Below are 24,251 nucleotides of genomic sequence, written 5' to 3' on the forward strand. Positions count from 1 at the left end.
GATCGCGGTGGCGCCCAGCTCCTTGGCGATCAGGCCCTCCTGGAGACCGACCAGAGCGGTGGCATGCGTCAGGTTCGGGAAGTACCCGATACGCACCTCCGAGGCCGAGAGCTTCTTGGCGCCGTCCGCGGGGGCGGCGGACGTCTTCGCGTCGTCCTTCTCGGCCTCGGAACCGTAGCCGCAGGCGGTGAGCAGCAGGGGAAGCGCCGCTGTGACGGCGATGGCGCGCAGGGTGGTGAGCGGTCTTGCGGCAGACACGGAGGTGTCCTTTCACGGGATGGCGTTCAGGGAGATGCGGAGATGGGCGACGCGAAGCATCGGCACACACGGCACCCGCTCCCGGCCGTCGCCGGCGGGATCGCGGTCGCAGACCGAGGAGCGGAGAGGTGTGGTCGGACGGCCGCGCTGGAAGGCGGGCGGTCAGTGAGGTCGGCCGAGGGGCCTGCCCGGCCGACGGAGAACGAAGTGGGACAGCGTCCAGTGGTGCAGTACGCGCGGCGCCGGCCCGGCGAAGGGTCTCAGCAGGGCTGACAGATGGCGCTGGACGTACGGACCAGGTCGATGTGCCGGCGGGACGTCAGAGGCAGCATCCGGCTTGCGTGGTGCTCTGTTCGCACGGCCACCCCCCGATCCCTAGTTTTCCCACCTGGTTGGTAGGCATCTTGGCAGAGGCGGACACCCGCCCCAAGAGGCTGACCGCATGGTGGACGTCAAGATCTCGCGATGTGAGAAAGTGCAGGTGGGGGGAGGTCAGGGGTTGGTCCAGGCCCCGGGGGTATCGGTCAGCGCCGATACGTCAGAGGGCAGATCGGACGACGCGACGTCGGCGAGCGTCACGCCGTCGAGGATCTCGCGCACGTTGGCCCGCAGTGCGATCCACAGGGGGAGCAGCGACTCGGCGGGGCCGGTGTAGGACAGGTCCGGCGGGCGGACTCCGCGCACCGAGACGAGCGGTCCGTCCACGACGCGGATCACATCCGCGATGCTGATGGACTGGGCGGGCTTCGCCAGCCGGTAGCCACCGTTGCCGCCGCGCTGGCTGAGCACGAGTCCGCCTCGGCGCATGTCGTTCAGGATGCCCTCGAGGAACTTGTGCGGGATGTCCTGGGCATCGGCGATGGCTTCGGCTTTCACCGGCCCGTCATCCTGTGCCGCGGCAAGCTGCAGTGCGGCACGTACCGCGTAGTCCGCCCTGGCTGAGATCCGCATAGGGCCATTATCCGGCATGGATTCGGCCGCCGTCGGTCGCGGGTGGTCGCAGGCTGCCGGCCGGGCGGCCGCACCCGGCAGCCGGGGGAACAGGTCGCGGATCCGCGTCCTGGAACGGTGCCCTGCGGGTCAGTGGAAGGCCGCCGCCACCGCGCGGTGGGAGCCGTTGAGGTAGTGCTCGCCGATGGAGCGCAGGCGGTGAGCGACCGGGCGGTGGGCCGTCAGGACGCGGGCGTTGCGCCAGAACCGGTCCAGACCGGGGGCATCGGCGAGTTCCAGCACCCGGGCGGTGATGTGCAGGGTGGCCTTCGACATCACGGCCTCGGCCGTGGCGACCAGGGCGGCGACGCCCGCGGGTACCTCGGCATCGAGCTGCGCACCGGCGGCCAGGGCCTGCGCCATCACCTCCGTCGCCCGGTCGGCCACGGCGGTGGCCGTCTGGGCGGCAGAGGCGAGTTCCCCGTACGTCAGGAAGAGGTCCGGGTCCTCACCGGGCAGCCGGTGCGCGCGGCCGCCCCTGCTGAGGTCTCGTGCTTCCGTGAGGGCGCCCTCGGCGATGCCGAGGCCTACGTGGCACAGGGCGAGCCGGAGCGCCGGCTCCGCGAGCGCGGTGAAGGGCGCTGTCGACTCCTCGTCGTGCGGCCGGCGGCCCAGCACCTGCTCCGGTGTGATGGTGACCCTGTCCAGGACGACCTCGCCGGCGCCGGCGACCCGCTGTCCGAGGCGATCGTGGGCGGATTCGACGGTCACGCCCGGTGTGCCGGGTGGGATCCGTAGGACCAGGACGTCACCGGTCGTGGCGCAGACGGCGTCCACCACGATCTGGTCGGCTGCGGCCACCGCCGTGTCCACGGACCGGCGCCCGTTCAGCAGGTAGCCGGCGGCGCGCGGTCTCAGCGTGAGGTCCGGTCCCTCGGTGTCGCCGCCCGGTGCGGGAGTGCGGACCGCCCCGGTCCACAGCCACCGCTCGCGCACCGACTCCTCTTCGAGGGCGGTCGCGTGCGCGTGACTCGCGTAGAAGCGTCCGCTCCAGGTGTGTACGTAGTGGCGCGCGAGTACGTCGCCGACAGAGCTGTCCGCTGCGGCGACCTCCCGTATGACGGCGCATCCGGTACGCCAGTCCGCCCCGCGGCCGGGTCCGGGCGGGGTGAGGGCCGCCGGCAGGCCGGCCTCGCGCAGCCGGGCGGTCTCGTCGGTCGGCGGCTTGCCGGCCTGATCGCGGGCGATGGCGTCCGCGGCGAGGTCGTCCGCCACATCGCGGGCGGTACGCAGGAGCGCGTGGCGCCGCTCGTCGGTGGATCGGTGGCCGGTGGGGCTGGGTGTCCTCCGCATGGGCGTCACCGGCAGGCCCCGGTGCCGCTGTGTGGCGCGGGGGCTGGGCGGACAGTGGTGCCGCAGGGGCTGGCGGTGGTCATGTCGGCTGCTCCGGAACGTTGTTGGGTGGCATCGGCCGGTCGCCGAATCCCCACCTTTCCCATCGGATTGATAGGGATACTTGCCCGAAGCGGCCTTCCGGGCAAGGGTGTGACCGCATCGTGGACAATTCGATCTCGGGATGAAAGATGCTGCAGGTCAGGAGCCGGCTTGTGGGGTTGGGTGCAGCCGGATCCTCTGTCAGGGGGTGCGTGCACCCTGGGGGTTCGCCCGAGGCGATGCCTGTCGGCGAGCCTTCGCCGAGGCGGAGATCCGCTGTGCCGGCGGGGGTGGGCAGGCCCTTCACCGGAGGTTTCCTATGTAACCAGTAGGGAAGTATTGACGTGTGCCCGTCGCGCACTTCACGATGTGGCCATGTCCCCGTCGCAGCCGTTGCTCGTACGCCGCAGGCACGTTGACTTCCGTCTCGTCGCCAGCGCCATCTGCCGCCCCGTTTAGGGCTTTACGACAGGGCATTTCCTCGACGCGCGCCGGTGTGCCGGCTGCCGCTGCTCTCTGTGCTCCGCGCTTTTCGTGACCCCGGCCCTTGAGCCGTACGGGTCCGCCCGGCGCGCGACGCGCCGACCCTCCCGGTTGGCTCCGGCGCGGACCCCATGCCCTGACGTGCCCGAACATCCGGCATCCGTACCTCGATCCGCGCAGCCGAAGGGGCTCACCGTGACCACCGCAATTCCCGCATCCGCCCTCCGCCGTTCCCCGGCCCCGCGCCTCCAGCTGGTCGGCGACCGTCCGCTCGGTGTCCTCGCCGACGGGAGCCATGGCGGCCGCGTCGGATACCTCGTGTTCCTGCCGGCGGACGTCGACCCGGTGGCGCTGATGAAGGCGCACGGCATACGCCCGGAGATCCGTTCCCTCGAGCCCGGGACGCTTCCGGCTCCCGAGCCGGAACCGGCCCCGGACCCCGACGCCGTTCAGCTCGACGATGCCATCCGGGTCGACCGGGCGCGTCGGCTGGTCGAGGTCGACGGCCGCGAAGTGGAGCTCACCTACCTGGAGTTCGACCTCCTGGCCCACCTTGTGTCCCATCCGTACACGGTCCACACGCGTGACGCCCTCATCTCGGGCATCTGGGGTTATGGGCACATCGGCGACGGCCGTACGGTCGACGTCCACGTGGCCCGACTGCGCCGCAAGCTCGGCCCCGCCTACCGGGACCGCATCTCCACCGTGCGCCGCGTCGGCTACAAGTACGTTCCCGAGCACCCGTAGCCCCCGGGGCCGGCCAGGGGTGGAACCCCTGCCGCCACCGGCGGTGGGTTCCTCAGGCGTTCGCGATGACCAGCAGGGTGCGGGCGGCGGCCGGGCCCGCCAGGCGGCAGCGGTGGGGGACTTCACCCCGGTGGTGGGCGCTCTGGCCGGCGCGCAGGGCCAGCGGTTCCTCGCCCTCGACCTCGAGGACGATCTCGCCCTCCAGTACGTAGAGGAAGTCCTCGCCGGGGTGCTCGAACCAGCCGCGCTCGCCCTGGCCGGGCTCGAAATGGTGCTCGTAGGCCTCCATCAGCGCGCTGCGCCCGCCGGGGATGAGGACCCGGGCGATCTGCCCGGCGGCCTCGCTGACGCGGATCACCTGCGGGTCGCTCTCGTGGCTGACCGCACCCGGCCGGGCGGGCGGTCGCAGGAAGGTCCCCGGGGTGACGTCCAGCGCCTCCGCGATCCGGTAGATCGAGCTGAGACTGGGGGTGGCGAGGCCGCGTTCGAGCTGGCTGAGGAACGGCTGGGAGAGGCCGGAGAGCGTGGCGAGGACGGCCATGGAGACGCCGCGCTGTTTGCGGCAGCTCCGGATCACCCGTCCGACCTCGATCGCCTCGGGCGTGGGTTCAGGTCGAGACACGCACGTGAACGTACCTCATCACCGATCAAGTACCGGGGGCCCCGGCGAGGTTTCGTGCTGCCGCAACACTCCCGTCATAAGCGTGGTCAATTATTGACCTCACTTATCGACGAGGAACCGAACGAGGAGCCGCCCCGTGCACGCCACCCCCTCACCGCCCGGCCGCAGCATCGGCCGGCTCGGCCCGGCCCTGGGCGCGGCAGGCGCCGTACTCGCGCTGTGGAGCCTGATCGCCGGGTCCGGTTCGGTGGCCCCGGGGCTGATGCCCACGCCCGGTGAGACCGCGGCCGCGCTCGCGGACAGCGCCCGCAGCGGCATCCTGGCCGCTGATCTCGGCGCCAGCCTGGCCCGCGCAGGGCAGGGTTTCGTGCTCGGCGCCCTCGTGGGCAGCGCGCTGGGCTTCGCCACCGGCTATCTGCCGAGGCTGTCCGCCGCCGTCACCCCGGTGATCTCCTTCCTGCGCCCGATCCCGGCCATCGCGCTGGTGCCGCTCGCGACCGCCTGGTTCGGTATCGGGGAGACCGCCAAGCGCCTGCTCATCGCGTACGCCGTGCTGCTCGCCGTCTGGCTGTACGTACACGACGGGGTGTCCCGGGTCCCGGCGTCCCATCTGCGGGCGGCCCGGTCGCTGGGGGCGCCGCTGCACCGGCGGTTCACCGAGGTGCTGCTGCCCGCCGCCGCGCCCGCACTGCTCGCCGCGTTGCGGTACGGGGCCTCGGTGGCGCTGCTCGCCCTGGTGGCGGCGGAACTGGGCGGCGCGGACAGCGGGTTGGCATACCGGCTCCAGGTGGACGGCCAGTTCCTGCGCGTGGACCGGATGTTCGCGGGGCTGCTCGTGCTCGGGCTGCTCGGCGTGGCCGTCGATATCGTACTGGCCGCGGTCGGTCGCCGGTTCGTGCACTGGAGCGACTCATGAGCCTGGGGGTACGACTGGAGGGCCTGTCGGTCCACTACGGGGCTGCCCCGGTGCTGGAGCGCACGGATCTGGAGCTCCCGGCGGGCTCGTTCACGGCGCTGCTGGGGGCCAGCGGGTGCGGCAAGTCCACGGTTCTCAACCTGGTGGCCGGGTTCGTGCGGCCCACCCAAGGGCGAGTGACGGCGGGTTCCGCTCAGGTGGGCGGGCCGGGCCCGGAGCGGGGCGTGGTCTTCCAGCACTACGCGCTGTTCCCGTGGCGCACCGCCCGCGGCAACGTCGAATTCGCGCTCAAGCGGCTCGGCCTGCCGCGTCCGGAGCGCCGCCGGCGCGCCCTCGCGGCACTGGCCGAGGTAGGGCTGGCGGACGGTGCCGAGAAGTACCCGGCTCAGCTGTCCGGTGGCATGCAGCAGCGCGTGGCACTGGCCCGCGCCTTGGCCGCCGAGCCCGAAGTGCTGGTGATGGACGAGCCGTTCGGAGCCCTGGACGCGCTGACCCGGACCCGGATGCAGACCCTGCTGCGGGAGCTGTGGCAGCGCCGCGGAACCACCGTGCTGTTCGTCACGCACGACATCGACGAGGCACTGGCCCTCGCCGAACGGGTCGTCGTCCTCGGCGGGACACCCGGGCGTGTGCTGGCCGACCACACCGTGCCCGCCGGGCCACCCGACCCGGTCCTGCGCGCGCTGATCTCACGTCACCTCGGCTCCGACTGAAGCCTTCCCGATTCCCTCGCCCATCCCCACCCCACCCCCCCACCCCCACTGTCGTCCCCGGAAGGACTCCCACCCATGCTCAGAACCCGTGCAGTGGCCGCCCTGTTGACGGCGGCCCTGCTCTGCGCGCTCACCTCCGCATGCGCCGGCGCCTCCGGCCCTGCGGGCGGCGGACGCCCCGCCGTTTCCCTCGCCGGGAGCGATCACCTCGGCGGCGCGCCCGTCTACGTGGCCCAGGAGCGCGGGCTGTGGTCCGCCGAGGGCATCGACGCCACCGTGACCACCCGGCCCAGCGGGCGCGACGCGCTGAACGCCGTGCTCGGCGGTCAGGCTCAGCTCGGCGTCGTGGGCGACCTGCCCTCGGTGACGGCCGCGCTGAGCGGGCGCGAGCTGCGGATCGTCGCAGACCTGTCCCGGTTCTCCGACTGGCGCCTGCTGACCCGGACCGACCGCCAGATCACCGGCTTCGCCGCGCTGAAGGGCCGCAGGGTCGGAGTCCCGCAGGGTACGAACGTCGAGTACGCACTGTCACGGATGCTCGCCTCCGTGCAGCTGACGTCCGCTGATGTGACCGTGGTGAACCTCGCCCCGAACCAGGTCACGTCGGCGCTGGCCCGCGGCGACGTCGACGCCGGGGTCACCTTTCCCAGCTTCTACGCCGCCGCCCGCGTCACCCTCGGTGACCGCTACGCCGAGCTCCCCTTCACCGGCTACACGGCACGGACCCTGCTTGTCGCGGGTCCGGCGGCGACCGAGGAGACCACCACGGCCGTGCTCCGGGCGCTTCTGAAGGCCCAGCGCGAGATCGCCGCCGACCCGGCCGCTGCGCGAGAGGCCGTACTCGTCCAGTCGAAGGGCGCGCTCCAGGCCGATTACGTGGACGCCTTCCAGCCCCGCTACGGCTACGGCGCGACCCTCTCGCCCGAGCTGCTGGCCGAGTTGGAGCAGGAGGCCGGCTGGGCGAAGACGGCCCAGGGCCTGCCGGGCTCCGCCGACCGCGCCGTGCTGCTCCGGCACCTGCACACGGCGCCCCTGACGGCCGTCGACCCGGCCGCCGTCACCGTCCACTGACCACACCCACATCCTCACGGGAGATCCTCATGACCATCGACCAGAACACCCTGCGCCGCCGCGGCGTCGGCCTCATCGCCCATGACCCCGCGCGCAGTTACGGCGGCCTCACCCTCTACACGCCCATCACCAGCGCCGGCGAGATCCACCTCGTCGACATCGAGGGCCGTCCCGTCCACACCTGGAACTCCCCGCACCCGCCCGGCCGCCAGGCACAGCTCCTCCCGGGCGGCAACCTCTTCTACGCGGCCAAGGACACCGGCAGCCCCACCCTCTTCCCCATCTGGGACGTCTACCACGGCGGCATCTTCCAGGAACTCGCCCCCGACTCCACGGTCCTGCGCGAGGTCCGGCACCCCTTCCACCACCATGACGCCTCGATCCTGCGCAACGGCAACCTCATCGTCACCGTCGTCGAACCCCTGGACCCGGCCGACGCGGCCCGCATCCGGGGCGGCATCCCCGGCTCCGAAGCCCCGGGCGGGGTGATCTACGGGGACGTGGTGTACGAGCTGACCTGGGAGGGGGAGGAGGTGTGGCGCTGGGCTGCCATCGAGCACCTCGACCCCGAGGAGTTCCCGCTCAACCCCCACTTCGCCCGTGAGCACTGGCCCATGGCCAACACCGTCAACGAACGCGCCGACGGCTCGATCGTCCTGGGCTTCCGCAGCGCCTCCTCCACCGTGGCCGTCGACCGCGCCGACGGGTCCGTGCTGTGGCACATCGGCCCCGACGTCCTGGCGCAGCAGCACCACCCGCACGAGCTCGCGGGCGGGAACATCCTGGTCTTCGACAACGGCACCTATCGCGACACCACTTCCGTGCCGTACTCGCGGGTGCTGGAGCTGGACCCGAGCACGGGCGAGGAGGTGTGGTCGTACGAGGACAACCCGCCGCAGAACTTCTACAGCCCGTACATGTCCAGCGCGCAGCGGCTTCCCAACGGCAACACCTTCATCGCCGAGGGCTCCTTCGGACGGCTCTTCGAGGTGACCCCCGGCGGAGAGGTGGTCTGGGAGTTCGTGGTACCGCAGTTCCGGTCCTTCGGCGAGGGCGTGGGCCTGGAGTCCTCGGCCGGCGCCCAGAACTCCGTCTTCCGCGCCTACCGGTACTCCGCCGACGAGCTCCCCTGGCTGTGAACGACGGGCCGGTTCATTTCGCCGGAAGGCGCGCGCTGTGTGTACGGTGGATGAAATCGCCGCACGCTTTCGCGGATTCCGATATCAGGGCCGTTGACAGCCCTTCTCCGGGCTGCCTGGCTTACGCCGCAGATAACGACATCGGCGGCCTCTTCACTTCGGCATGACGGCTGCTTTCCGATTCTTCGATCCATCGAATGCTGCTGGAGTGTCCTTGACCGAACCACTCGTCCTCGCCGCGCCCCCGGGACCGCCGGCGGCGGAGAGGGTCCTCCCGTTCCGCCGGCCCGGGCGGTGGATCGCCACCGCCGTCGTGCTGGTCCTGGTCTCCCAGGCCGCCCACGGGCTGCTGACCAATCCCTTCTACCAGTGGTACCGGTTCGCCTACTGGCACGCCCGGCCGGTCATCCTGGAGGGCCTGCTCATCACCCTCCAGGCGGCTTTGTACAGTGCGGTCCTGGGCCTCGCGGGCGGCATCCTGCTCGCCCTCGACAGGCTCTCCGCGAACCCCGTGCTCCGGTCGGTGAGCTGGACGGAGGTCAACCCGCCGGGCCTGCCGGTGACCAACTCCTGAAACCCCGGGCCGCGCCACGGACGGAGAGAGCCCGCCCCATGAGCACGAACGCCGGCCCCAGCACGAGTACGAGTACGAGCCGGGGTGCCGTGGTGTTCCCACACCTCCTCGACAACCCCGCCTGGGCCTCGTTGTTTCGGTGCGCACGCCGCCTTCGCCGAGCGGGCGGCCCGGCCCGGGGCCGACCTCTCCCCCTCCCGCGCCGCCCGCTATCCGTCGGAGGTCTCTCCGTTCGCCGCCCTCGCGGACCCGGCGGACCCGGAGTCGTGGGCCGACCTGCGCAGGCTGGTCGGCGAGGGCGGGATCGCCGCGCTCGGCGGCGTACTGACCCCGCCCGACGGCTGGGAGACCGTCGGCTCGGTCCCCGGCGTCCAGCTGGTCGACACCTCGCCGCGCGCCGAACCCGCCCCCGCGGCGGTCCGGCTCGGCCCCCGTGACGTACCCGAGATCCTCGCTCTGATCGAACTCACGGAGCCCGGTCCGTTCCTGCCCCGCACCGTCGAGCTGGGCACGGACCTCGGCATCCGGCACCGGGGCAGGCTGATCGCGATGGCCGGAGAGCGGCTGCGGCCACCCGGCTGGACCGAGATCAGCGCGGTGTGCACGCATCCCGACCACCGGGGCGGGGGACTGGCGACGCCGCTGGTCCGTGCCGTCGCCGCGGGCATCCGGGAGCGCGGCGACGTCCCGTTCGGTCCGTGCGCCCGGCAACACCGCTGCCAACTTCTCTTAATATTCAGGTCATTGTACGCCACCGCTACCGGGCGTAGCGTCTCGAAGAGATATCGGTGACGGGCTTACTCATCGCCCTCTCATACGTCCCCATATTCGGCGAAGCGTATCGGCCGTCTTTTTCGCGCGGCCGATCAGGAAGGCGTTATTCGACGTGGCCTCATCCCCGCCCGCATCCGGTTTCACATCGGCATCCTCCGAATCGCTGCACCTCGCTGTCGCGCTCGACGGCGCGGGCTGGCACCCTGCCGCCTGGCGCGAGCCGGATGCACGGCCCGGTGAACTCTTCACGGCCCGCTACTGGGCCGAGGCCGTGGCCGAGGCCGAAGCCGGACTGCTCGACTTCGTCACCTTCGAAGACTCCCTCGCCCTCCAGTCGTCCTCGGCGGACGGGCCCGACGGGCGCACGGACCAGGTCCGCGGGCGCCTGGACGCGGTACTCACCGCCGCCCGCGTCGCACCGCTGACCCGGCACATCGGACTGGTCCCGGCCGTGACCGCCACCCACACCGAGCCCTTCCACATATCCAAGGCGATCGCCACCCTGGACCACGTCAGCCGCGGACGGGCGGGCCTGCGCATCCAGGTGTCACAAACCGCCTACGAAGCCCGGCACTTCGGACGCCGTGCGGTCCCGCTCCCCGAGGCGGAGTCCTACCAGGAGGCAGCCGACCACATCGAGGTGATCCGGCGGCTGTGGGACAGCTGGGACGACGACGCCGAGATCCGGGACGTGGCCACCGGCCGGTTCATCGACCGCGACAAGCTGCACTACATCGACTTCGAGGGCCGTCACTTCAGAGTCCGGGGGCCCTCGATCACCCCCCGCCCGCCCCAGGGGCAGCCTGTCGTCACCGCCACCACCGCGGCCGACGGCGGGGGAGCCGCGTACGGCCTCATCGCCCGCTCCACGGACGTCGGGTACATCGCCGTGCACGACGCCGACGGGGCCCGCGCCGCGGTCACCGAGATCCGGCAGGCCCGGGAATCCGCCGGACTCTCGGCGCAGCCGCTGCACCTCTTCGCAGACCTCACCGTGTTCCTGGACGGGGACGCCCCGGCGGCCGACGCGCGCCGCAGCCGCCTGGACGCGCTCGCGGGCGCCCCTTATAGCAGTGACACGGCGGTCTTCACCGGGACCGCGGCGCAACTCGCGGACCTGCTCCAGGACTGGCGGACCGCCGGCCTGTCGGGCTTCCGGCTGCGGCCGGGCGCACTCGCCCACGACCTGCCCGCGATCACCCGCGGGCTGGTGCCGGAGCTCCAGCGGCGCGGAGCCTTCCGCCGCGCGTACGAGGCGGTCACCCTGCGCGGACTGCTGGGCCTGGAGCGCCCGGCCAGCCGCTATGCCGCCCACCCCGCCGCCTGATCCCGACCCGTAAGGACCCGTCATGAGGAGCAAACCGCTCAAGCAGATCCATCTCGCGGCCCACTTCCCCGGCGTCAACAACACCACCGTGTGGAGCGACCCGGCGGCCGGCAGCCACATCGACTTCGACTCGTTCGTCCACTTCGCGCAGACCGCCGAACGCGCCAAGTTCGACTTCCTCTTCCTCGCCGAGGGGCTGCGCCTGCGCGAACAGGGCGGAAAAATATACGACTTGGATGTCGTAGGCCGTCCCGACACCTTCACGGTGCTCGCCGCCCTGGCAGCCGTCACCGAGCGCCTCGGGCTGACCGGAACGATCAACTCGACCTTCAACGAGCCCTACGAGGTGGCCCGCCAGTTCGCCTCGCTGGACCACCTGTCCGAGGGCCGGGCCGCCTGGAACGTGGTCACCTCCTGGGACGCCTTCACCGGCGAGAACTTCCGGCGCGGCGGATTCCTGCCGCGAGGGGAGCGCTACGCGCGGGCCAAGGAGTTCCTGGCCACCGCGACGGAGCTGTTCGATTCCTGGGACGGCGCCGAGATCCTCGCCGACCCCGGTTCGGGCGCCTTCCTGCGGGACGCGCGGGCCGGGGCCTTCGCCCACCAGGGGCAGCATTTCGACATCGAGGGCCACTTCAACGTGCCGCGCAGCCCGCAAGGACGGCCGGTGATCTTCCAGGCGGGCGACTCCGACGAGGGCCGCGAGTTCGCCGCCTCCTCCGCCGACGCGATTTTCGGCCGGTACGGGACGCTCGACGAGGGCCGGGCGTTCTACGCCGACGTCAAGGGCCGGCTGGCCGCGTACGGGCGCAGCCACGACGAGTTGAAGATCCTGCCCGCCGCCACCTTCGTCCTCGGCGGCACCGATGCCGAGGCACACGAGCTCGCTCACGAGGTGCGCCGCCTCCAGGTCAGCGGGCAGACCGCGATCAAGTACCTGGAGCACGTCTGGAACCGGGACCTGTCCGGTTACGACCCGGACGGCCCGCTGCCCGACCTCGATCCCCAGACCGGCGAGAACACCGTCGCCCTCGGGCGGGCCAGCGTCCGGCAGTTCCGCGACCCGCTCGAAACCGCCCGGCAGTGGCGCGCGCTCGCCGAGGCCAAGAACCTCTCGATCCGGGAGCTGGTCATCGCCACCACCTCCGGCCAGACCTTCGTGGGCTCCGCAGCCACCGTCGCCGAGCAGATCGACACGCTGGTGCAGGCGGACGCGGCCGACGGCTTCATCCTGGTCCCCCACCTCACCCCGGGCGGCCTGGACGTCTTCGCCGACACCGTTGTCCCGCTGCTGCAGGAGCGGGGGGTCTTCCGCACGGAGTACGCCGGCACCACCCTGCGCGACCACCTCGGGCTCGGGGTGCCGGAGGCCGCGGGCTCATGAAGTTCCTGGCCATCACCCTGATCACGGACTCCGCGGACCCGGTGACGAGCGCCCCCACACCCACCCGTGAGCGATTTCGCGAGGTGGTCGACGCCGCGCTGGTCGCGGAGGAGCTCGGCTTCGACGGCGTCGGGGTCGGCGAGCGCCACGAGCGGCCGTTCCTTTCGTCCTCGCCGCCCGTGGTGCTCAGCCACATCGCCGCGCTGACCGCCGGATCCGGCTGTTCACCGCCGTGACCACGCTGAGCCTGCTGGACCCGGTGCGGGCGTACGAGGACCACGCGACGCTCGACCGCCTCTCCGACGGCCGCCTGGAGCTGATGATCGGCAAGGGCAACGGCACGGCCCTCGCCTTCCACAAACAGCAGGGTGTGGATCCGGTCTTTGCGACGCTGGAGGACTTCGTCGAGCGGAGCTCGGCACTGGTCGGCAGTCCCCAGTCCCGGATCGCCCCGGTATTGCGCCGTGAGATCCCCGACCCTTCCTTCCCCGCCCCTTCCCTGCCCGACCTTTAAGGAGCCCGGCCATGTCCGGCATCCCCCTCGGTGTCCTCGACCTCGTCCCGGTCCCGTCCGGCTCCACAGCCGCCGAGGCCCTGCACCACAGCATCGATCTCGCCCGGCAGACGGAGGCGTTCGGCTACGCCCGCTACTGGTTCGCCGAGCACCACCTCAATCCGGGGGTCGCCGGGACCTCCCCGGCGGTCGTGCTCGCGCTGACCGCCTCCGCGACCTCGACCATCCGGCTGGGCTCCGGCGCCGTCCAGCTCGGGCACCGCACCGCGCTGTCCACGGTCGAGGAGTTCGGCCTGATCGACGCGCTGCACCCCGGTCGCCTGGACCTGGGTCTGGGCCGCTCGCCCGGCCGTCCGCCGCAACGGACGTCACAGGAACCCCCGTTCGAGGGGTACACCCCGAACGGGCTCCGCATCCCGGCCCGGTTCTCCTTCGCACACCTGCTGGGTCATCCGCGGGTCGCGCTCCAGCAGAGGCTGCTGAACCTGCCCGGTGCCCGGCCGCAGGACTACGCCGAGCAGGTGGACGACCTGCTCGCCCTGCTGCGGGGCGACTACCGCTCCCCGGAGGGAGTGGAGGCACATGCCGTCCCGGGCGAGGGGGCCGACGTACAGGTGTGGATCCTGGGCAGCAGCGGCGGGGTCAGTGCGGAGACCGCGGGCCGCAACGGGCTGCGGTTCGCGGCCAATTACCACGTCAGTCCCGCTTCCGTGCTGGAGGCTGCCGACGGCTACCGGGCCGCCTTCAAGCCGTCGGCCGACCTGGGCCGGCCGTACCTGACGGTGTCCGCCGATGTCGTCGTCGCCGAGGACGACGCGACCGCACGCGAACTGGCCACCGGGTACGCGCCCTGGGTGCGCAGCATCCGTACCGCCGAGGGCGCCATCCCCTTCCCCACGCCTGCCCAGGCGCGTGCCCTGCCCTGGACCGAGGCGGATCGCACGCTCGTCGCCGACCGGGTGGAGACCCAGTTCGTCGGCTCGGCACGGACCGTCGCCGACCACCTTGAGCGGCTCCAAGAGGCCACCGGCGCCGATGAGTTGCTGATCACCACCATCACGCACGACCACGCGGACCGGGTGCGCTCCTACCGTCTGCTGGCCGAGGAGTGGCAGCGTCGCTCCGGCGCCGACGGAGCCGTCACGCGTTTCTAATGCCCTGTGCATGGCCATCGGGCGGGTGCTCTCCGCGTGATCGAATCCCGTCCCGCGAGAGCCAAGGAGCCCCCGATGCCCACCCGCCGCCACTCCCTCGCCGGGTCCGCAGCCACTCTGCGGAACGGGTTTCCACGGTGCCGCCGGCGCCGGTCGCCGACACCTACCTGAGCGATCTCGAGTGGGCGTCGGCCGCCAACGGCTGGGGTCCGGTGGAACGAGACCGGTCCAACGGGCGACAGGCTGCCGTGGACGGCACGCCGATCTCGTTCGGCGGAGTGACCTACGCCAAGGGCCTCGGCGTCCATGCACCCTCCGAGATCGTCTACCACCTCGGCGGAACGGCGGACCGCTTCACGGCGCTCGTCGGCATCGACGACTTCTCGACGAACCCCCCACCGGCGCGACGAAGGCCTCGGTGCAGGGCGACGGGAAGGTGCTGTTCACCAGCGGCAAGCTGACCGCGCGGGCGGTCCCGTGCCGGTGGATCTCGACCAGCGCGGGGAAAGCTGCTGCACTTGGTCGTCGGGGACGCCAACGCCAACTCGGCGTTCGACACACCTCTTGGGCCCTCGCCCGGGTGACCGTGCGCTGAGCGGGAGGCCAGCTTCGGGGCTGCCTGCCATGATGCGTTCGACGATCTCCGCCGGGCCGTCACCGGAGGCCGATGCGGGCAATCGAAGGCGGCCATCAGGGGCGCAGGCCGGCTTGCCTGAGCGCCACCCGGGACAGGTCGCCGATGACCTGCTCGTCCGCCCGGCGCCAGGCAGCGGCGAGACCCTCCGGCGGAACGGCGACCGATGCGAGGTCCCGCACCGGCCCCGTCAGGGCACGCAGGGCAAGCAGATCAGCACCGCCGGGAGTGTCGAGAAGGCCTCGGATCCGAGCGCTACGCCGGATCCACCGCACGCGCGGGGGAAGCCAGAGTGCCAGCACGATCGCCACCGAGGTGGCGATCAGGACCAATGCGGTCAGGTCGGCCACCCGGCCCACCATGTCCTGCATCGACTGTCCGGCATCGGAGAGCCCGTTGCCGGCCTCGGCGGCAGACTGCAGCGGCTTCTTCAGGATGCCCCCGACCAGCGGCACGTTCGAGGCCGCATTCCCCGCATCGCCGAGACCGGAAGCAAGACTGCCGCCCGCGTCCTCCACCGTCCGCCCCGGCTCGGCCAGCAGCATGATCCCATCGTGGACAGCCAGCGCGAACCACACCGCGGCCGCCACCAGGACCGCGGCGATGAGGTCGGCGAGCACCTGCCGGCAGCGACGTGCTCGAGTCTGGGCGTAAAGACGCATCGGCGTGCTCCTGTTCCGGGCGCCATCAGCGGACGAGACCGGTCCCCAACCGGATGAAGGGCGACAGCCGTGACAGCGAGCCACGGCCCACCTCCGACCGTACGCGCCACCCGCCCCGTCCAGTCCTCTTCACATGCCGATTTCGCCGCCACGTTCACTACGCAGGGGCCGGCTCGCCCCAGGAATTCCGGCTGGGTATGCCCAGGGCGTCCTGTGCCACCGAACCTTGATCATTGCCATCGAGCTTTGATGATCATTAGGTTTATGCCGTCGAAGGCCCCGTCCGGCCGGCGACGCACGTGCCGCCGATGCCGCAGGACCTCAGAAAGTGAGTAGACAGATGCAACCGACACTCGTACTGGTTCACGGAGCCTTCTCCAACTCGTTCTCCTTCGCTCCGCTCCAGGCCGAACTCGGCCTTCTGGGACACCGTTCGGTCGCCGTCGACCTGCCCGGCCATGGTTTCGAGGCGACCTACACGCGCGCCTACCAGACGCCGCAAGACCCCGAAGGGCTCGCCACGGCGCCCGGCTCGATCAAGGGCGTCACGCTCGCCGACAACGCCGCGCACCTGATCGGGATCCTCGAACGGGCCAAGCAGAACGGGCCGGTGGTCCTCGTCTCCCACAGCCGCGGCGGCATGACGGCCACGGCTGCGGCCAACGCGCGGCCAGATCTGATCGACCGCATCGTCTACGTCTCGGCCTGGTGCCCCGTCGACCTCGACGTCAGTGACTACTACGCCGAGCCGGAGATGGCCACGGTCGACGCCGCTTCCCTGGGCCTGGCGCTGGCCGGGAACCCTGCCGAACTCGGCCTGCTCCGCGTCAACTTCCGCACCGCGAATCCGGACGCCCTCGCGGCCTTCAAGGCGTCATTCCTCGCCGACGGAACCGACGAGCAGTTCCTGACCTTCCTGAACACCTTCCAGCCGGACGAGAACCTGGACGTCGGTACCTCCGCCGACCGGGCGCAGGCCGAGACCTGGGGCCGCATCCCGAAGACCTACGTCCGCCTGGCCGACGACGCCAGCCTGCCGCTCGCCCTACAGGACCGGCTGATCCGCGAGGGCAACGCACTGACGCCGGACAACCCGTACGACGTCCGCACCCTTGGGGGCAGCCACCTGAAGTGGCTGATCGACCCGGCACCAGCGGCCCGAGTCCTGAGCGAAGTTGCAGCCCTGACGGCCTAGCCGGGGCAGGGAAGGGCGCGGCCCGAGGGCGGAGCCAAGGCCATGGTGAGCTGCTCCACGCCGCCGTGGCTGCAGGGCAACTCGACGCTCCCTGCAGAGCGGACGAACCGTTGACGGTGCACACCACGGCCATCCTGCCGGCCTTCGGCGCCGGTCGATGACGCACCCGCCCCGGAGGACCGCTGCTCCCTCAGCCATGCCGAAGGCAACGGCCCTGCGTCGAGCGGCCCATGTCCTCGCGGACGTGATCTACGAGGAAACAGTGGGACGACTGAGGGCCCGCCGACTGAGGTCGATGCTGATCGGACCCATCCGAGCAACGGTCGTCCGACCCGGCGGAGCGCGGTCGGTGTGATCAGACGGAGTCGGGCTTGGCCTGCCGTACGGCGTCGTGGGCGGCCAGTGCAGCGCGCAGCGTCAGCGCATCGGCACCGCGGGCAGCGTCCAGTCCGGTGAACTCGGTCGCCTTGCGCAGGCGGTAGTCGACCGTGTTCGGGTGGACCTGGAGCCGGGCGGCGGCCCGGCGCCGGTCGAGGCTGCACGCGAGGAAGACGCGTAACGTGACGAGGAGCTCCGGGCGCGCATCGAGCGGGTCGAGCAGCGCGGCGAGCCCGTCCCTGGCCGGGCTCGGGCGGCTCAGCTGGTACTCGAGCAGCACATCGTCGAGCAGGTACAGTCCGGGCGCTCGGCCGGACGCCTCCGCCACCTCCCGCACCTCGCCGGCCAGCCGCGCGGCTTCTGCAACGCCTTCCGGTGCTGCGGCCGCCGCCGCAGCCCACAGCTCGGCGCCGCACATCCGGCCGAGCTGGTCGACCAGCCGGCAGAGCCGGTCCCGGTCCGTACGGCCGAAATCGGCGGCCGGCGTCTCGTACGGGATCAGCACCAGCCCCCCGTCGCCGGACAGCACGGACAGCGGGACACCCCTCGTCTGGCGCTGCAGTTCGTTGCGCAGCCGCCGGAGTTTGCGGCGCGCGGCGACCGAATGGTTCATGCCGGGCACCAGCTCGTCCGGGTGCGGTCCCACGGTGAGGCTCAACACCAGGTAGCAGGGCGGCAGACGGATGCCCGCACGGTCGGCCGCGACCTGCGGGCTGCCGCCCTCCAGCAGCCGGGACAGCAGCGACTGCAGGGCGACCTGTTCGTCACTGAGCGCCGTCTGCCGCTCCTGTACGTACCCGGCTGCGACCTCGCAGCTCACCAGCCGCAGATACGCGAGCAGCTGGCGCTGGACCGACAGCACGTCGCCCAGGTCACCCGGTTCGGCGGCCGAGAAGACCTGGGAGGCGCACTCCTCCGCACCCAGGTGATAGGCACCGACCACGGCCTCCAGCGGCACGCCCTCATCCGCACGCCGGGCCGAGGACTCACGGATCACCGCCGCTTCGGCCAGCCCCGGCATTTCGCCGGTGCGCAGGACCGCGGCGAAGCTCCGGATGCCGCGGGTCACCTGCTTGGCGATGTCACCGCCGAGGTGTTCCGCTGACAGCGTTCCATAGACGGGCAGCCGCTCCACGAGCCGGACCATCACCGCACGTTCCAGCGCCCCGGCGGCGTCCTGAAGCCGCTTGTGGACCGGCACACCGCCGAACTGCGGCACCGAGTCCGGTCCCCCTGCGTTGGATCCGGTCACAATCCACCTCGCACATCTCTGTTCCCCACCCCGGAGACGCGGCCGCCTACCGGCCCCATGATGTTTCCGGGACATCACCTACTGGTTGGTAACACGACTGGCCGGTGGATGGCCAGATGTGGCGGACCCCGGCCGCATCCTTCACCGCAATCCCCCTGCCGGGGGCCGCCCGCCCCGGCCTGACGCGCCGATGCCAGCGACCTCGTGCCGGTGCGTCAGCCCCCACCCAGGAATCGAGGAACGCATGTCCAAGGCAGCCGTTCGCCTGATCTCCGTCGCTGTCGCCACCGCCGCGGTCATGGCCGCCGCGCCGGCGGCCACTGCCGCCCCGTTCACGCCTGCAGCAGCGACGGCGACGACGAGCGACCCGTTTTACGCCTATGGCGGCAGCGAGGCCCTGTCCGCGTTCGCGCCGGGCACCGTGCTGAAGACCCGGACGCTGCAGTACCACCTCGTCGGCATCTCCACGCCCCTGAAGGCAGTCCAACTGCTCTACCGCACCACCGACGCCCAGGGCCGCCCGGCAGCCAACGTGACCACGGTGGTGCGCAGCCCGACCGGTGACCGCAGCAAGGCGGTGTCCTACCAGTCGTTCTACGATTCCCTCAGCCCGGAGGACGGGCCGTCCCGTGCGATCGCCGGTGACGTCTCCCTGGGCGGACTCATCCCGAACGTCGAAGCCGTCTTCCTGGCGCCCTTGCTGGCGCAGGGCTACGACGTCGTCATCCCGGACACCGAAGGACAGCAGGCACACTTCGCTGCGGGACCGGAGTACGGGACGAACACATTGGATTCGATCCGTGCCGCAACCAAGTCGGCGCAGACCGGACTGAATTCCGCCACCGCGTTCGGCCTCATGGGTTACTCCGGCGGTTCCATCGCAACCAACTGGGCCGCTGCGCTCGCGCCGAGCTACGCACCGGACGTCCAGCGCAAGCTGGTCGGCTACGCCGAGGGCGGCCTGCTCGTGGACCCGGCACACAACCTGAAGTACGTGGACGGCTCACTGGCGTGGTCGGGCGTCATCCCCATGGCGGTCATCGGGGTCTCCCGCTCCTACGGCATCGACCTCAAGTCCTATCTCAACGGCTACGGCCTGGAGGTGTTCAAGGAGCTGGAGCACGGCTCCATCATCGACGCCCTCGGTCGCTACCCCGGACTGACCTGGAAGAAGATGGCGAAGTCACAGTACGCCGACCCCAACTCGATCCCCGCGTTCGTGGAGGCGATGAACAAGCTCAACCTCGGCTCGGCCGCCACCCCCACCATCCCCGGGTTCATCGCCCAGGGCAACGCGGGCGTCCTGGAGGGTACCTTCGGCAACCACCCGGGAATCGGTACGGGCGACGGCGTCATGGTCGCGGGGGACGTGCGGGCGCTCGCCCGGCAGTACTGCGCCACCGGCAACTCTGCCGTCAAGTACAGCCAGTACGAGCTGCTCAGTCACACGGGCGCGTCCGTGGTCTGGGCGTCTGCCGCGCTGGGCTGGCTGGGTGACCGCTTCGCGGGCAGGCCGGCCCCGTCCGACTGCGGTCGCATCCCCACGGGCAACTCACTGGCACCGGAGGAGCCGGCGCCACTGTCCTGACGTCCGTGAGGGGTCCAGCCGCGTCGAACCCGCGCGGCTGGACCCCTCACGCGCCACGCGTGCTGAACGCGCCGGACCGTCAGGTCATGAGCAGCAGCCGCGTGTTCGACACCAGCTTCCGGTTGACGCTGGTGCTCTGCACGAAGATCGTGAAGTCGTCATTGTGGTCCGGCTTGACGCGCACTTCCGCGTCGGGCAGGCCGAGCAGAGCTCGGGCCTCTGGTCCCGTGTACACGCGATCCGTCTTCTTCTCCAGCACCGCGATCTGCTTTCGCGCCTGGATCTTCTCCGACTTGCTCAGCTGGTAGAAGGCGCAACCCGTACGGTAAGTGTGCCCGCACTCGATGACCCAGTCCCGGATCGCCGCTTCGCGGGCCACGGGAATCAGCTGGTACTGCGACAGATCCACCGGGGTCAGACCGGCTTGCTTGATGCTGTCCTTGTTGACCGCTTCTGCGCCCGTGGAGAACACCGCCCGCGATCCCCGGATGCCTTTGGCGCGGCCCACCATGAATTTCTCGGTGGCCTCCCGGATGACCTGCCCGGCCTCTTCCAGACCCTGTGTGCTCGTGGCGTCCCAGATGGCGATGTTGTCCTTCGGGAAGCCGCACTGCATGGCCTCACGCTTGCCCATCTGGTCCGGTACAAGGACGGCCAGAGTCCAGTTGTCCTCCTGGGTCTCGATCATCGTGGCCACTGCTCGCACCAGTTCACGCGGGTCCCGAGCAGGGGCATCGGGGCAGCGGTGACTCGCGTTCTCCTGTCCGTCGGTCAGTACGAACGTCAGGAAGCTGTGGTCGCCGTAGAGCTGAGCCGTCTGGGCCAGCTCCCGCTGTGACTTCAGCGTGGCCGCCAGCAGAGCCGTCATTCCGCCGACGCGGTACAGCTGCTTCAGGGACGGCATTCGCAGCACGTCCTTGTCGTAGATGACGCACTCCGCCTTGTCCGAGAAGACGTACACCGTGACGCGGGTTTCCTGGTCCAGTTCCTGCGATCGGCGGGCCAGGTAGGCAATCTGCTGGTCGGCGACTTCGACGACCTTGCCACTCAGCTGCGACATGGACGAACTGGCATCCAGCACGAGAGCAACGTGATTGATGTAGTTCTGGATTCCGGACATGAGCGCTCCCCCTGTTTCCGACTTGATGCTCCGATCTTCCCACCCACCACTGACAATCGATCTTGCGCGCCGGGGGGCAGGCTCCGGTGTGGGCCCCCTGACCGGGGTGGCAGGCTCGGTCCGAGTCCCCGTGGCCGGATCGGCGCTCCGGCCATGGGCCCGAGGCAGTATGACCTCCTCGGGCCCGGCGCCCTCGCATCAGCCGTACGCGACCGTCACGTCGCGGAAGCCCAGGGAACGCAGCAGCCCCTCGGGGCATGGATGTTGGTGTTGGTGTTCTCCTCGGTGCGCCCGGCGAGGCCGCTGTCGCGGGCCGCTTCGTCGATGTGCTGCGCGGCGAGCTTCTGCACGGCCTGCTCACCGGCCGGGGTGTCGGGGAACAGGTCGCCGATCCGGTCCAGCAGGCCGCACTGCTTCGACACCGCGTACGAACGGTTCGGGTCGAGCGGGTTCCACGGACGGCATCCGGTAGGAACGCCGCATCTTTCTGCAAGTCGACGCCCCTTGGAAGTTGCCGACAGCCGCCTCGTAACGAGCCACGTCCTCGCGGGGCCGCCGCGTCCTGTTGGGCCTGCCTGCCGCAAGCCGCTGAGCGTACGCGGACGGTGGCTCCAGAACATCCGGCCTACGGCATCGATAAGGACGGCGTTCCAGGGTAGACGCCCGTTGAGGCACTGCGGCGGATTCAACTGCTCCGCCGAATTCCCAACACGAGAATGGGGCCACCATGGTTTTCGCCGGGCTTATCCTCCTGCTCATCGGCTTTCTGACCGGAATCTCCGTCCTGTGGACCATCGGGGTCATCCTGCTCGTGGTGGGTGCGGTGCTGTGGGTCCTGGGCTCGGTCGGGCACGCGGTTGGCGGCCGACGCCACTACTGGTAGCCGCCGGGCCGGTGGCGGTCGGCCGGACGGCGGGGCGCCGCCCGCTCTGCGGTGTGTCAGGAATGAGCTGTCGTGTCCGTCGTCCCCGTGGGGCCGGCCCCTCGATGGAGGGCCCGGCCCCACGGGGCTGGGCCGTAGGGAGGCTCTCCGGCTCCTGCACCGCGGAGGGTTTCGCGGGACGTGATCCCGCCAAAGTGCCAGGTATGGTGCGAATCCGGTACGCGGCTGCGCCAAGCCGGGCACCAGGTCCCCATGCACGCCAGCCACCGCGCGACCGGCCTGCCCGGCCAAGACCTCCTCCGCCACATCCTGGCGAGGACCGCGACCGTAGCGGCGACGACCTGCTGAGCGCCGCCCATGGCACCCTCCGTGGCACGTACTTCGACCGGCTCCCCGCCCTGCACGCCGCCGCCGACCTCCTTCGTACGCGGTCGTGGAGGGCAAGCTCGCGCCCGATCCGGTGCTCCGGGCCCTCGAGACGGCGCAGGTGCCGCCCAGGCGCGCGGTGTTCGTCGGTGACACCGTCTGGGACATGAGGGCCGCGGCCCGGGCCGGTGTGAGCGGTATCGGCCCGCTGTGCGGGGGGAATCCCGCGCGACGACCTGCAGGGGGCGGGAGCCGCCTCCGTCCACGGCGATCCGGCCGAGCTTCTGGCCTGCCTCGGCGGCAGCCGGTTCTCACGGGTTCTGCCGGCGTGAAGCTGCCCCGGGAAGCGTCGGGTGATGGTGCGTCGGGCCACCGGCCCACGGGGCCGGGAATCGGGATTCCAGCCCGGGGAATGAAGTCGCAGGGGTGGGGCACGCGGAGTGCAGGCGGAGAGCGAAAACCGCCCGGCACGACGAATGGAAAAGGGCAGGGCGGCACGGAATTTCCCTGCAGTCCGCTGTCCACCTGTTTACCGGAGGAGTTGTTTTCGGGTGACTGAGCATGTGTGGAGTTACAAGTCGACCTCGGGCCACCTGGCCGGTACCGACCTGACCGGCTACAAGGTCGAGGCGACCGACGGCAGCATCGGCAAGGTGGACAAGCACTCCGACGAGGTCGGTGACGCCTACCTGGTCGTGGACACCGGGGTCTGGATCTTCGGCAAGGAGGTCCTGATGCCGGCGAGCACCGTCGTCAGTATCGACCCGGAGGAGCGGAAGGTATTCGTCGACCGGACGAAGGGCCAGATCAAGGACGCCCCCGAGTTCCACCGGGACGAGCACCTCGGTGACGCCCGGTACCGAGAGGAACTGGGCACCTACTACGGCACCTGAGGCCCCTTCGGCACCCCGCCCGCCCACCGCCTGACCGCCTGGGGCCGGTGGGCCCGAACTCGAGGAGTTCGGGCCCACCGGCTCGTCCCGAGCCGGTCGTCTCCGATCACCGCCGCCCGGGCATGTTCCATCCTGCCGAGCCGAGAAGGCCGATCGGGGCCGGGCGGGCGCAGCGCGGCCGGTATCTCGCCCCGCACGCGTGGGGGGACGATGAAGCACTGGCCATCCGGGCCGACGTCCCCGCGCGGGCGAAGGACGCGACCGCTGCCGTCAGGGGGCAGCTCGCGCAGGTCACGGGCCGGCTGCGGGAAACGGCCGCGCGTCGGGCGCCTGGTGGCGGGCCGGACGCCCGATCCCGTGTTGATCGCCGCGGCCGGAGTACTGGCCGCCGTCTGCTCGTCCGGCGAACCCGGCGGGCGGGGTGAACACGGCGCCAGCGCTGAACGCCTCCGAGGCGGTGGTCCGGCCGAAGCCGGGCGTGACGCGCACGACGGCCCCGCGCCCGCCGGAGCATGAGGCGCCGGCCCCGGGGTAGGCGCGGGCGGAAAGGACGTTTCAGGGAGGCAGCAATGCCGGATGCTCGCGGGGCCGGACGGGACGAGACCGCGGAGGAACGCGCGGACCGGCAGTGGCAGGAGCTCATCCAGGAGATCCGCGTCGCTCAGACCGGCGTCCAGATCCTCTTCGGATTCCTGCTCACGGTCGTCTTCACCCCCACCTTCCACGGGCTTGCGCAGACCGACAAGATGATCTACGTCATGACCGTGGTGCTGGGCGCACTCGCGACAGGTGCACTCATAGGGCCGGTCGCCTTCCACCGCGTCGTCTCGGGCCGACGGATCAAGCCCGAGGCGGTCGCGTGGGCCGCGCGCCTCACTTTCACGGGCCTCGTCCTGTTGCTGGCCACCTGTACCGCAGCCCTCTTGCTGGTCTTGCGGGTCGCGACCCACAACGCGCTCGTGCCGTGGCTCGTGGGAGGCGTGCTGGCCTGGTACCTACTGTGCTGGTTCGCGCTGCCCCTGTGGGCGCGGATCCGCTACACCGCCGAGAACTGACCGCCGGGCGCGGAGCTCAGTGGGAGTCGACCCCCACCCACACGGACCTTTTCCGATCGCAGCCCGGCCCGGGCCGTCCCTCCGTCCGGGCCGTCCCTGCGTCCGGACCGTCCCCTTCGGCACGTGCGGCTCAGGTGTCGAGCAACCGGTTGACGAGCGAACGGTAGGCCCGCAGGGCCTGCCTC

21 protein-coding genes and 6 pseudogenes are annotated in these 24,251 nt (G+C 71.0%); 18 read left to right on the forward strand and 9 right to left on the reverse strand.

Annotated features, from left to right (window positions below; translation table 11 throughout):
• From IF09_RS0136155 to IF09_RS0136165, 4 genes and pseudogenes are all read right to left on the reverse strand, one after another.
• A pseudogene (locus tag IF09_RS0136155) lies at nucleotides 1–258 on the reverse strand (sulfate ABC transporter substrate-binding protein); the annotation flags it as partial.
• A 260-nt stretch (nucleotides 259–518) separates the two neighbouring features.
• Nucleotides 519–590 carry a putative leader peptide gene (locus tag IF09_RS48685; RefSeq protein WP_353962829.1) on the reverse strand — a complete coding sequence of 24 codons (72 nt, stop codon included), beginning with the start codon at nucleotides 588–590 and terminating at the stop codon, nucleotides 519–521.
• Nucleotides 591–750: 160 nt separating this feature from the next.
• Entirely contained in the window at nucleotides 751–1,209 is a 459-nt protein-coding gene (locus IF09_RS0136160; RefSeq protein WP_030303265.1) for an RrF2 family transcriptional regulator, read from the reverse strand.
• Between the two features lie 129 nt (nucleotides 1,210–1,338).
• Entirely contained in the window at nucleotides 1,339–2,541 is a 1,203-nt protein-coding gene (locus IF09_RS0136165; protein ID WP_037636996.1) for a hypothetical protein, read from the reverse strand.
• Between the two features lie 759 nt (nucleotides 2,542–3,300).
• Between IF09_RS0136165 and IF09_RS0136170 the strand changes: the two genes are divergently transcribed.
• The gene (locus IF09_RS0136170) at nucleotides 3,301–3,852 is read left to right on the forward strand and encodes a winged helix-turn-helix domain-containing protein (RefSeq protein ID WP_030303269.1); all 552 of its coding nucleotides are present in this window, start codon (nucleotides 3,301–3,303) and stop codon (nucleotides 3,850–3,852) included.
• Between the two features lie 52 nt (nucleotides 3,853–3,904).
• On the opposite strand, the gene IF09_RS0136175 is transcribed toward IF09_RS0136170, so the two are convergent.
• Nucleotides 3,905–4,474: a helix-turn-helix domain-containing protein gene (locus tag IF09_RS0136175; RefSeq protein ID WP_030303271.1), complete on the reverse strand. Its 570-nt coding sequence runs from the start codon at nucleotides 4,472–4,474 to the stop codon at nucleotides 3,905–3,907.
• Between the two features lie 136 nt (nucleotides 4,475–4,610).
• Here IF09_RS0136175 and IF09_RS0136180 point away from each other — a divergent pair, with 136 nt between their 5' ends.
• The 11 genes and pseudogenes from IF09_RS0136180 to IF09_RS44010 all read left to right on the forward strand — a co-directional run bounded on the left by IF09_RS0136180 (nucleotide 4,611) and on the right by IF09_RS44010 (nucleotide 14,501).
• On the forward strand, nucleotides 4,611–5,390 hold the full coding sequence (locus IF09_RS0136180) for an ABC transporter permease (protein WP_030303273.1): 780 nt from the start codon (nucleotides 4,611–4,613) through the stop codon (nucleotides 5,388–5,390).
• The gene (locus IF09_RS0136185) at nucleotides 5,387–6,103 is read left to right on the forward strand and encodes an ABC transporter ATP-binding protein (RefSeq protein WP_030303276.1); all 717 of its coding nucleotides are present in this window, start codon (nucleotides 5,387–5,389) and stop codon (nucleotides 6,101–6,103) included. The genes IF09_RS0136180 and IF09_RS0136185 overlap by 4 nt, the downstream gene beginning before the upstream one ends.
• Before the next feature lie 75 nt (nucleotides 6,104–6,178).
• Nucleotides 6,179–7,174, forward strand: a complete 996-nt coding sequence (locus tag IF09_RS0136190; RefSeq protein ID WP_030303277.1) for an ABC transporter substrate-binding protein — start codon at nucleotides 6,179–6,181, stop codon at nucleotides 7,172–7,174.
• Between the two features lie 29 nt (nucleotides 7,175–7,203).
• The gene (locus IF09_RS0136195) at nucleotides 7,204–8,313 is read left to right on the forward strand and encodes an aryl-sulfate sulfotransferase (RefSeq protein ID WP_030303278.1); all 1,110 of its coding nucleotides are present in this window, start codon (nucleotides 7,204–7,206) and stop codon (nucleotides 8,311–8,313) included.
• Nucleotides 8,314–8,476: 163 nt separating this feature from the next.
• Nucleotides 8,477–8,854 (forward strand): annotated as a pseudogene (locus tag IF09_RS0136200) (amino acid ABC transporter permease); the annotation flags it as partial.
• Between the two features lie 71 nt (nucleotides 8,855–8,925).
• Nucleotides 8,926–9,679, forward strand: a pseudogene (locus IF09_RS41165) (GNAT family N-acetyltransferase).
• Nucleotides 9,680–9,773: 94 nt separating this feature from the next.
• On the forward strand, nucleotides 9,774–10,988 hold the full coding sequence (locus IF09_RS0136210; protein ID WP_030303280.1) for an LLM class flavin-dependent oxidoreductase: 1,215 nt from the start codon (nucleotides 9,774–9,776) through the stop codon (nucleotides 10,986–10,988).
• Between the two features lie 22 nt (nucleotides 10,989–11,010).
• A complete protein-coding gene (locus IF09_RS0136215; RefSeq protein ID WP_030303281.1) occupies nucleotides 11,011–12,372 on the forward strand; it encodes an NtaA/DmoA family FMN-dependent monooxygenase in 1,362 nt (453 codons plus the stop codon).
• Nucleotides 12,369–12,718, forward strand: a pseudogene (locus tag IF09_RS0136220) (LLM class flavin-dependent oxidoreductase); the annotation flags it as partial. The gene IF09_RS0136215 and the pseudogene IF09_RS0136220, both read left to right, overlap by 4 nt.
• 179 nt (nucleotides 12,719–12,897) lie before the next feature.
• The gene (locus tag IF09_RS0136230; protein ID WP_037636998.1) at nucleotides 12,898–14,040 is read left to right on the forward strand and encodes an LLM class flavin-dependent oxidoreductase; all 1,143 of its coding nucleotides are present in this window, start codon (nucleotides 12,898–12,900) and stop codon (nucleotides 14,038–14,040) included.
• Entirely contained in the window at nucleotides 14,040–14,501 is a 462-nt protein-coding gene (locus tag IF09_RS44010) for an NPCBM/NEW2 domain-containing protein (protein WP_234321285.1), read from the forward strand. Before IF09_RS0136230 ends, IF09_RS44010 begins: the two co-directional genes overlap by 1 nt.
• Before the next feature lie 229 nt (nucleotides 14,502–14,730).
• Here the strand turns inward: IF09_RS44010 and IF09_RS0136235 are convergent, their stop codons facing one another.
• Nucleotides 14,731–15,336, reverse strand: coding sequence for a hypothetical protein (locus tag IF09_RS0136235; protein ID WP_030303289.1), 606 nt, complete (start codon nucleotides 15,334–15,336; stop codon nucleotides 14,731–14,733).
• A gap of 340 nt (nucleotides 15,337–15,676) precedes the next feature.
• Between IF09_RS0136235 and IF09_RS0136240 the strand changes: the two genes are divergently transcribed.
• Nucleotides 15,677–16,531 (forward strand): alpha/beta hydrolase, encoded by an 855-nt coding sequence (locus tag IF09_RS0136240; RefSeq protein ID WP_030303290.1) that lies wholly within the window; start codon nucleotides 15,677–15,679, stop codon nucleotides 16,529–16,531.
• Between the two features lie 355 nt (nucleotides 16,532–16,886).
• Here the strand turns inward: IF09_RS0136240 and IF09_RS0136245 are convergent, their stop codons facing one another.
• Nucleotides 16,887–18,161: a PucR family transcriptional regulator gene (locus IF09_RS0136245; protein WP_051833516.1), complete on the reverse strand. Its 1,275-nt coding sequence runs from the start codon at nucleotides 18,159–18,161 to the stop codon at nucleotides 16,887–16,889.
• 244 nt (nucleotides 18,162–18,405) lie between these two features.
• Between IF09_RS0136245 and IF09_RS0136250 the strand changes: the two genes are divergently transcribed.
• Nucleotides 18,406–19,749 carry a lipase family protein gene (locus tag IF09_RS0136250; protein WP_030303293.1) on the forward strand — a complete coding sequence of 448 codons (1,344 nt, stop codon included), beginning with the start codon at nucleotides 18,406–18,408 and terminating at the stop codon, nucleotides 19,747–19,749.
• Between the two features lie 79 nt (nucleotides 19,750–19,828).
• On the opposite strand, the gene IF09_RS0136255 is transcribed toward IF09_RS0136250, so the two are convergent.
• On the reverse strand, nucleotides 19,829–20,869 hold the full coding sequence (locus IF09_RS0136255; protein WP_030303295.1) for a vWA domain-containing protein: 1,041 nt from the start codon (nucleotides 20,867–20,869) through the stop codon (nucleotides 19,829–19,831).
• Between the two features lie 198 nt (nucleotides 20,870–21,067).
• A pseudogene (locus IF09_RS47675) lies at nucleotides 21,068–21,415 on the reverse strand (DUF4230 domain-containing protein); the annotation flags it as partial.
• A gap of 181 nt (nucleotides 21,416–21,596) precedes the next feature.
• Here IF09_RS47675 and IF09_RS46585 point away from each other — a divergent pair.
• The 4 genes and pseudogenes from IF09_RS46585 to IF09_RS0136280 all read left to right on the forward strand — a co-directional run bounded on the left by IF09_RS46585 (nucleotide 21,597) and on the right by IF09_RS0136280 (nucleotide 24,066).
• A complete protein-coding gene (locus IF09_RS46585; protein WP_199920534.1) occupies nucleotides 21,597–21,752 on the forward strand; it encodes a DUF6131 family protein in 156 nt (51 codons plus the stop codon).
• 180 nt (nucleotides 21,753–21,932) lie between these two features.
• Nucleotides 21,933–22,450, forward strand: a pseudogene (locus tag IF09_RS44020) (HAD family hydrolase).
• A 219-nt stretch (nucleotides 22,451–22,669) separates the two neighbouring features.
• Nucleotides 22,670–23,011 carry a PRC-barrel domain-containing protein gene (locus IF09_RS0136270; RefSeq protein ID WP_030303303.1) on the forward strand — a complete coding sequence of 114 codons (342 nt, stop codon included), beginning with the start codon at nucleotides 22,670–22,672 and terminating at the stop codon, nucleotides 23,009–23,011.
• Between the two features lie 569 nt (nucleotides 23,012–23,580).
• On the forward strand, nucleotides 23,581–24,066 hold the full coding sequence (locus IF09_RS0136280; protein WP_030303305.1) for a DUF6328 family protein: 486 nt from the start codon (nucleotides 23,581–23,583) through the stop codon (nucleotides 24,064–24,066).
• Nucleotides 24,067–24,251: the final 185 nt, after the last annotated feature.

The sequence above is a fragment of the Streptomyces katrae genome, assembly GCF_000717655.1.
GTDB lineage: Bacteria > Actinomycetota > Actinomycetes > Streptomycetales > Streptomycetaceae > Streptomyces > Streptomyces katrae_B.

Coding starts and splice junctions, on each gene's coding strand:
- IF09_RS0136235 (WP_030303289.1), bottom strand. CDS start 15,336: ATGCGTCTTTACGCCCAGACTCGAGCACGTCGCTGCCGGCAGGTGCTC.
- IF09_RS0136195 (WP_030303278.1), top strand. CDS start 7,204: ATGACCATCGACCAGAACACCCTGCGCCGCCGCGGCGTCGGCCTCATC.
- IF09_RS0136250 (WP_030303293.1), top strand. CDS start 18,406: ATGTCCAAGGCAGCCGTTCGCCTGATCTCCGTCGCTGTCGCCACCGCC.
- IF09_RS46585 (WP_199920534.1), top strand. CDS start 21,597: ATGGTTTTCGCCGGGCTTATCCTCCTGCTCATCGGCTTTCTGACCGGA.
- IF09_RS0136280 (WP_030303305.1), top strand. CDS start 23,581: ATGCCGGATGCTCGCGGGGCCGGACGGGACGAGACCGCGGAGGAACGC.
- IF09_RS0136185 (WP_030303276.1), top strand. CDS start 5,387: ATGAGCCTGGGGGTACGACTGGAGGGCCTGTCGGTCCACTACGGGGCT.
- IF09_RS44010 (WP_234321285.1), top strand. CDS start 14,040: ATGCCCTGTGCATGGCCATCGGGCGGGTGCTCTCCGCGTGATCGAATC.
- IF09_RS0136255 (WP_030303295.1), bottom strand. CDS start 20,869: ATGTCCGGAATCCAGAACTACATCAATCACGTTGCTCTCGTGCTGGAT.
- IF09_RS0136215 (WP_030303281.1), top strand. CDS start 11,011: ATGAGGAGCAAACCGCTCAAGCAGATCCATCTCGCGGCCCACTTCCCC.
- IF09_RS0136240 (WP_030303290.1), top strand. CDS start 15,677: ATGCAACCGACACTCGTACTGGTTCACGGAGCCTTCTCCAACTCGTTC.
- IF09_RS0136165 (WP_037636996.1), bottom strand. CDS start 2,541: ATGCGGAGGACACCCAGCCCCACCGGCCACCGATCCACCGACGAGCGG.
- IF09_RS0136230 (WP_037636998.1), top strand. CDS start 12,898: ATGTCCGGCATCCCCCTCGGTGTCCTCGACCTCGTCCCGGTCCCGTCC.
- IF09_RS0136160 (WP_030303265.1), bottom strand. CDS start 1,209: ATGCGGATCTCAGCCAGGGCGGACTACGCGGTACGTGCCGCACTGCAG.
- IF09_RS0136190 (WP_030303277.1), top strand. CDS start 6,179: ATGCTCAGAACCCGTGCAGTGGCCGCCCTGTTGACGGCGGCCCTGCTC.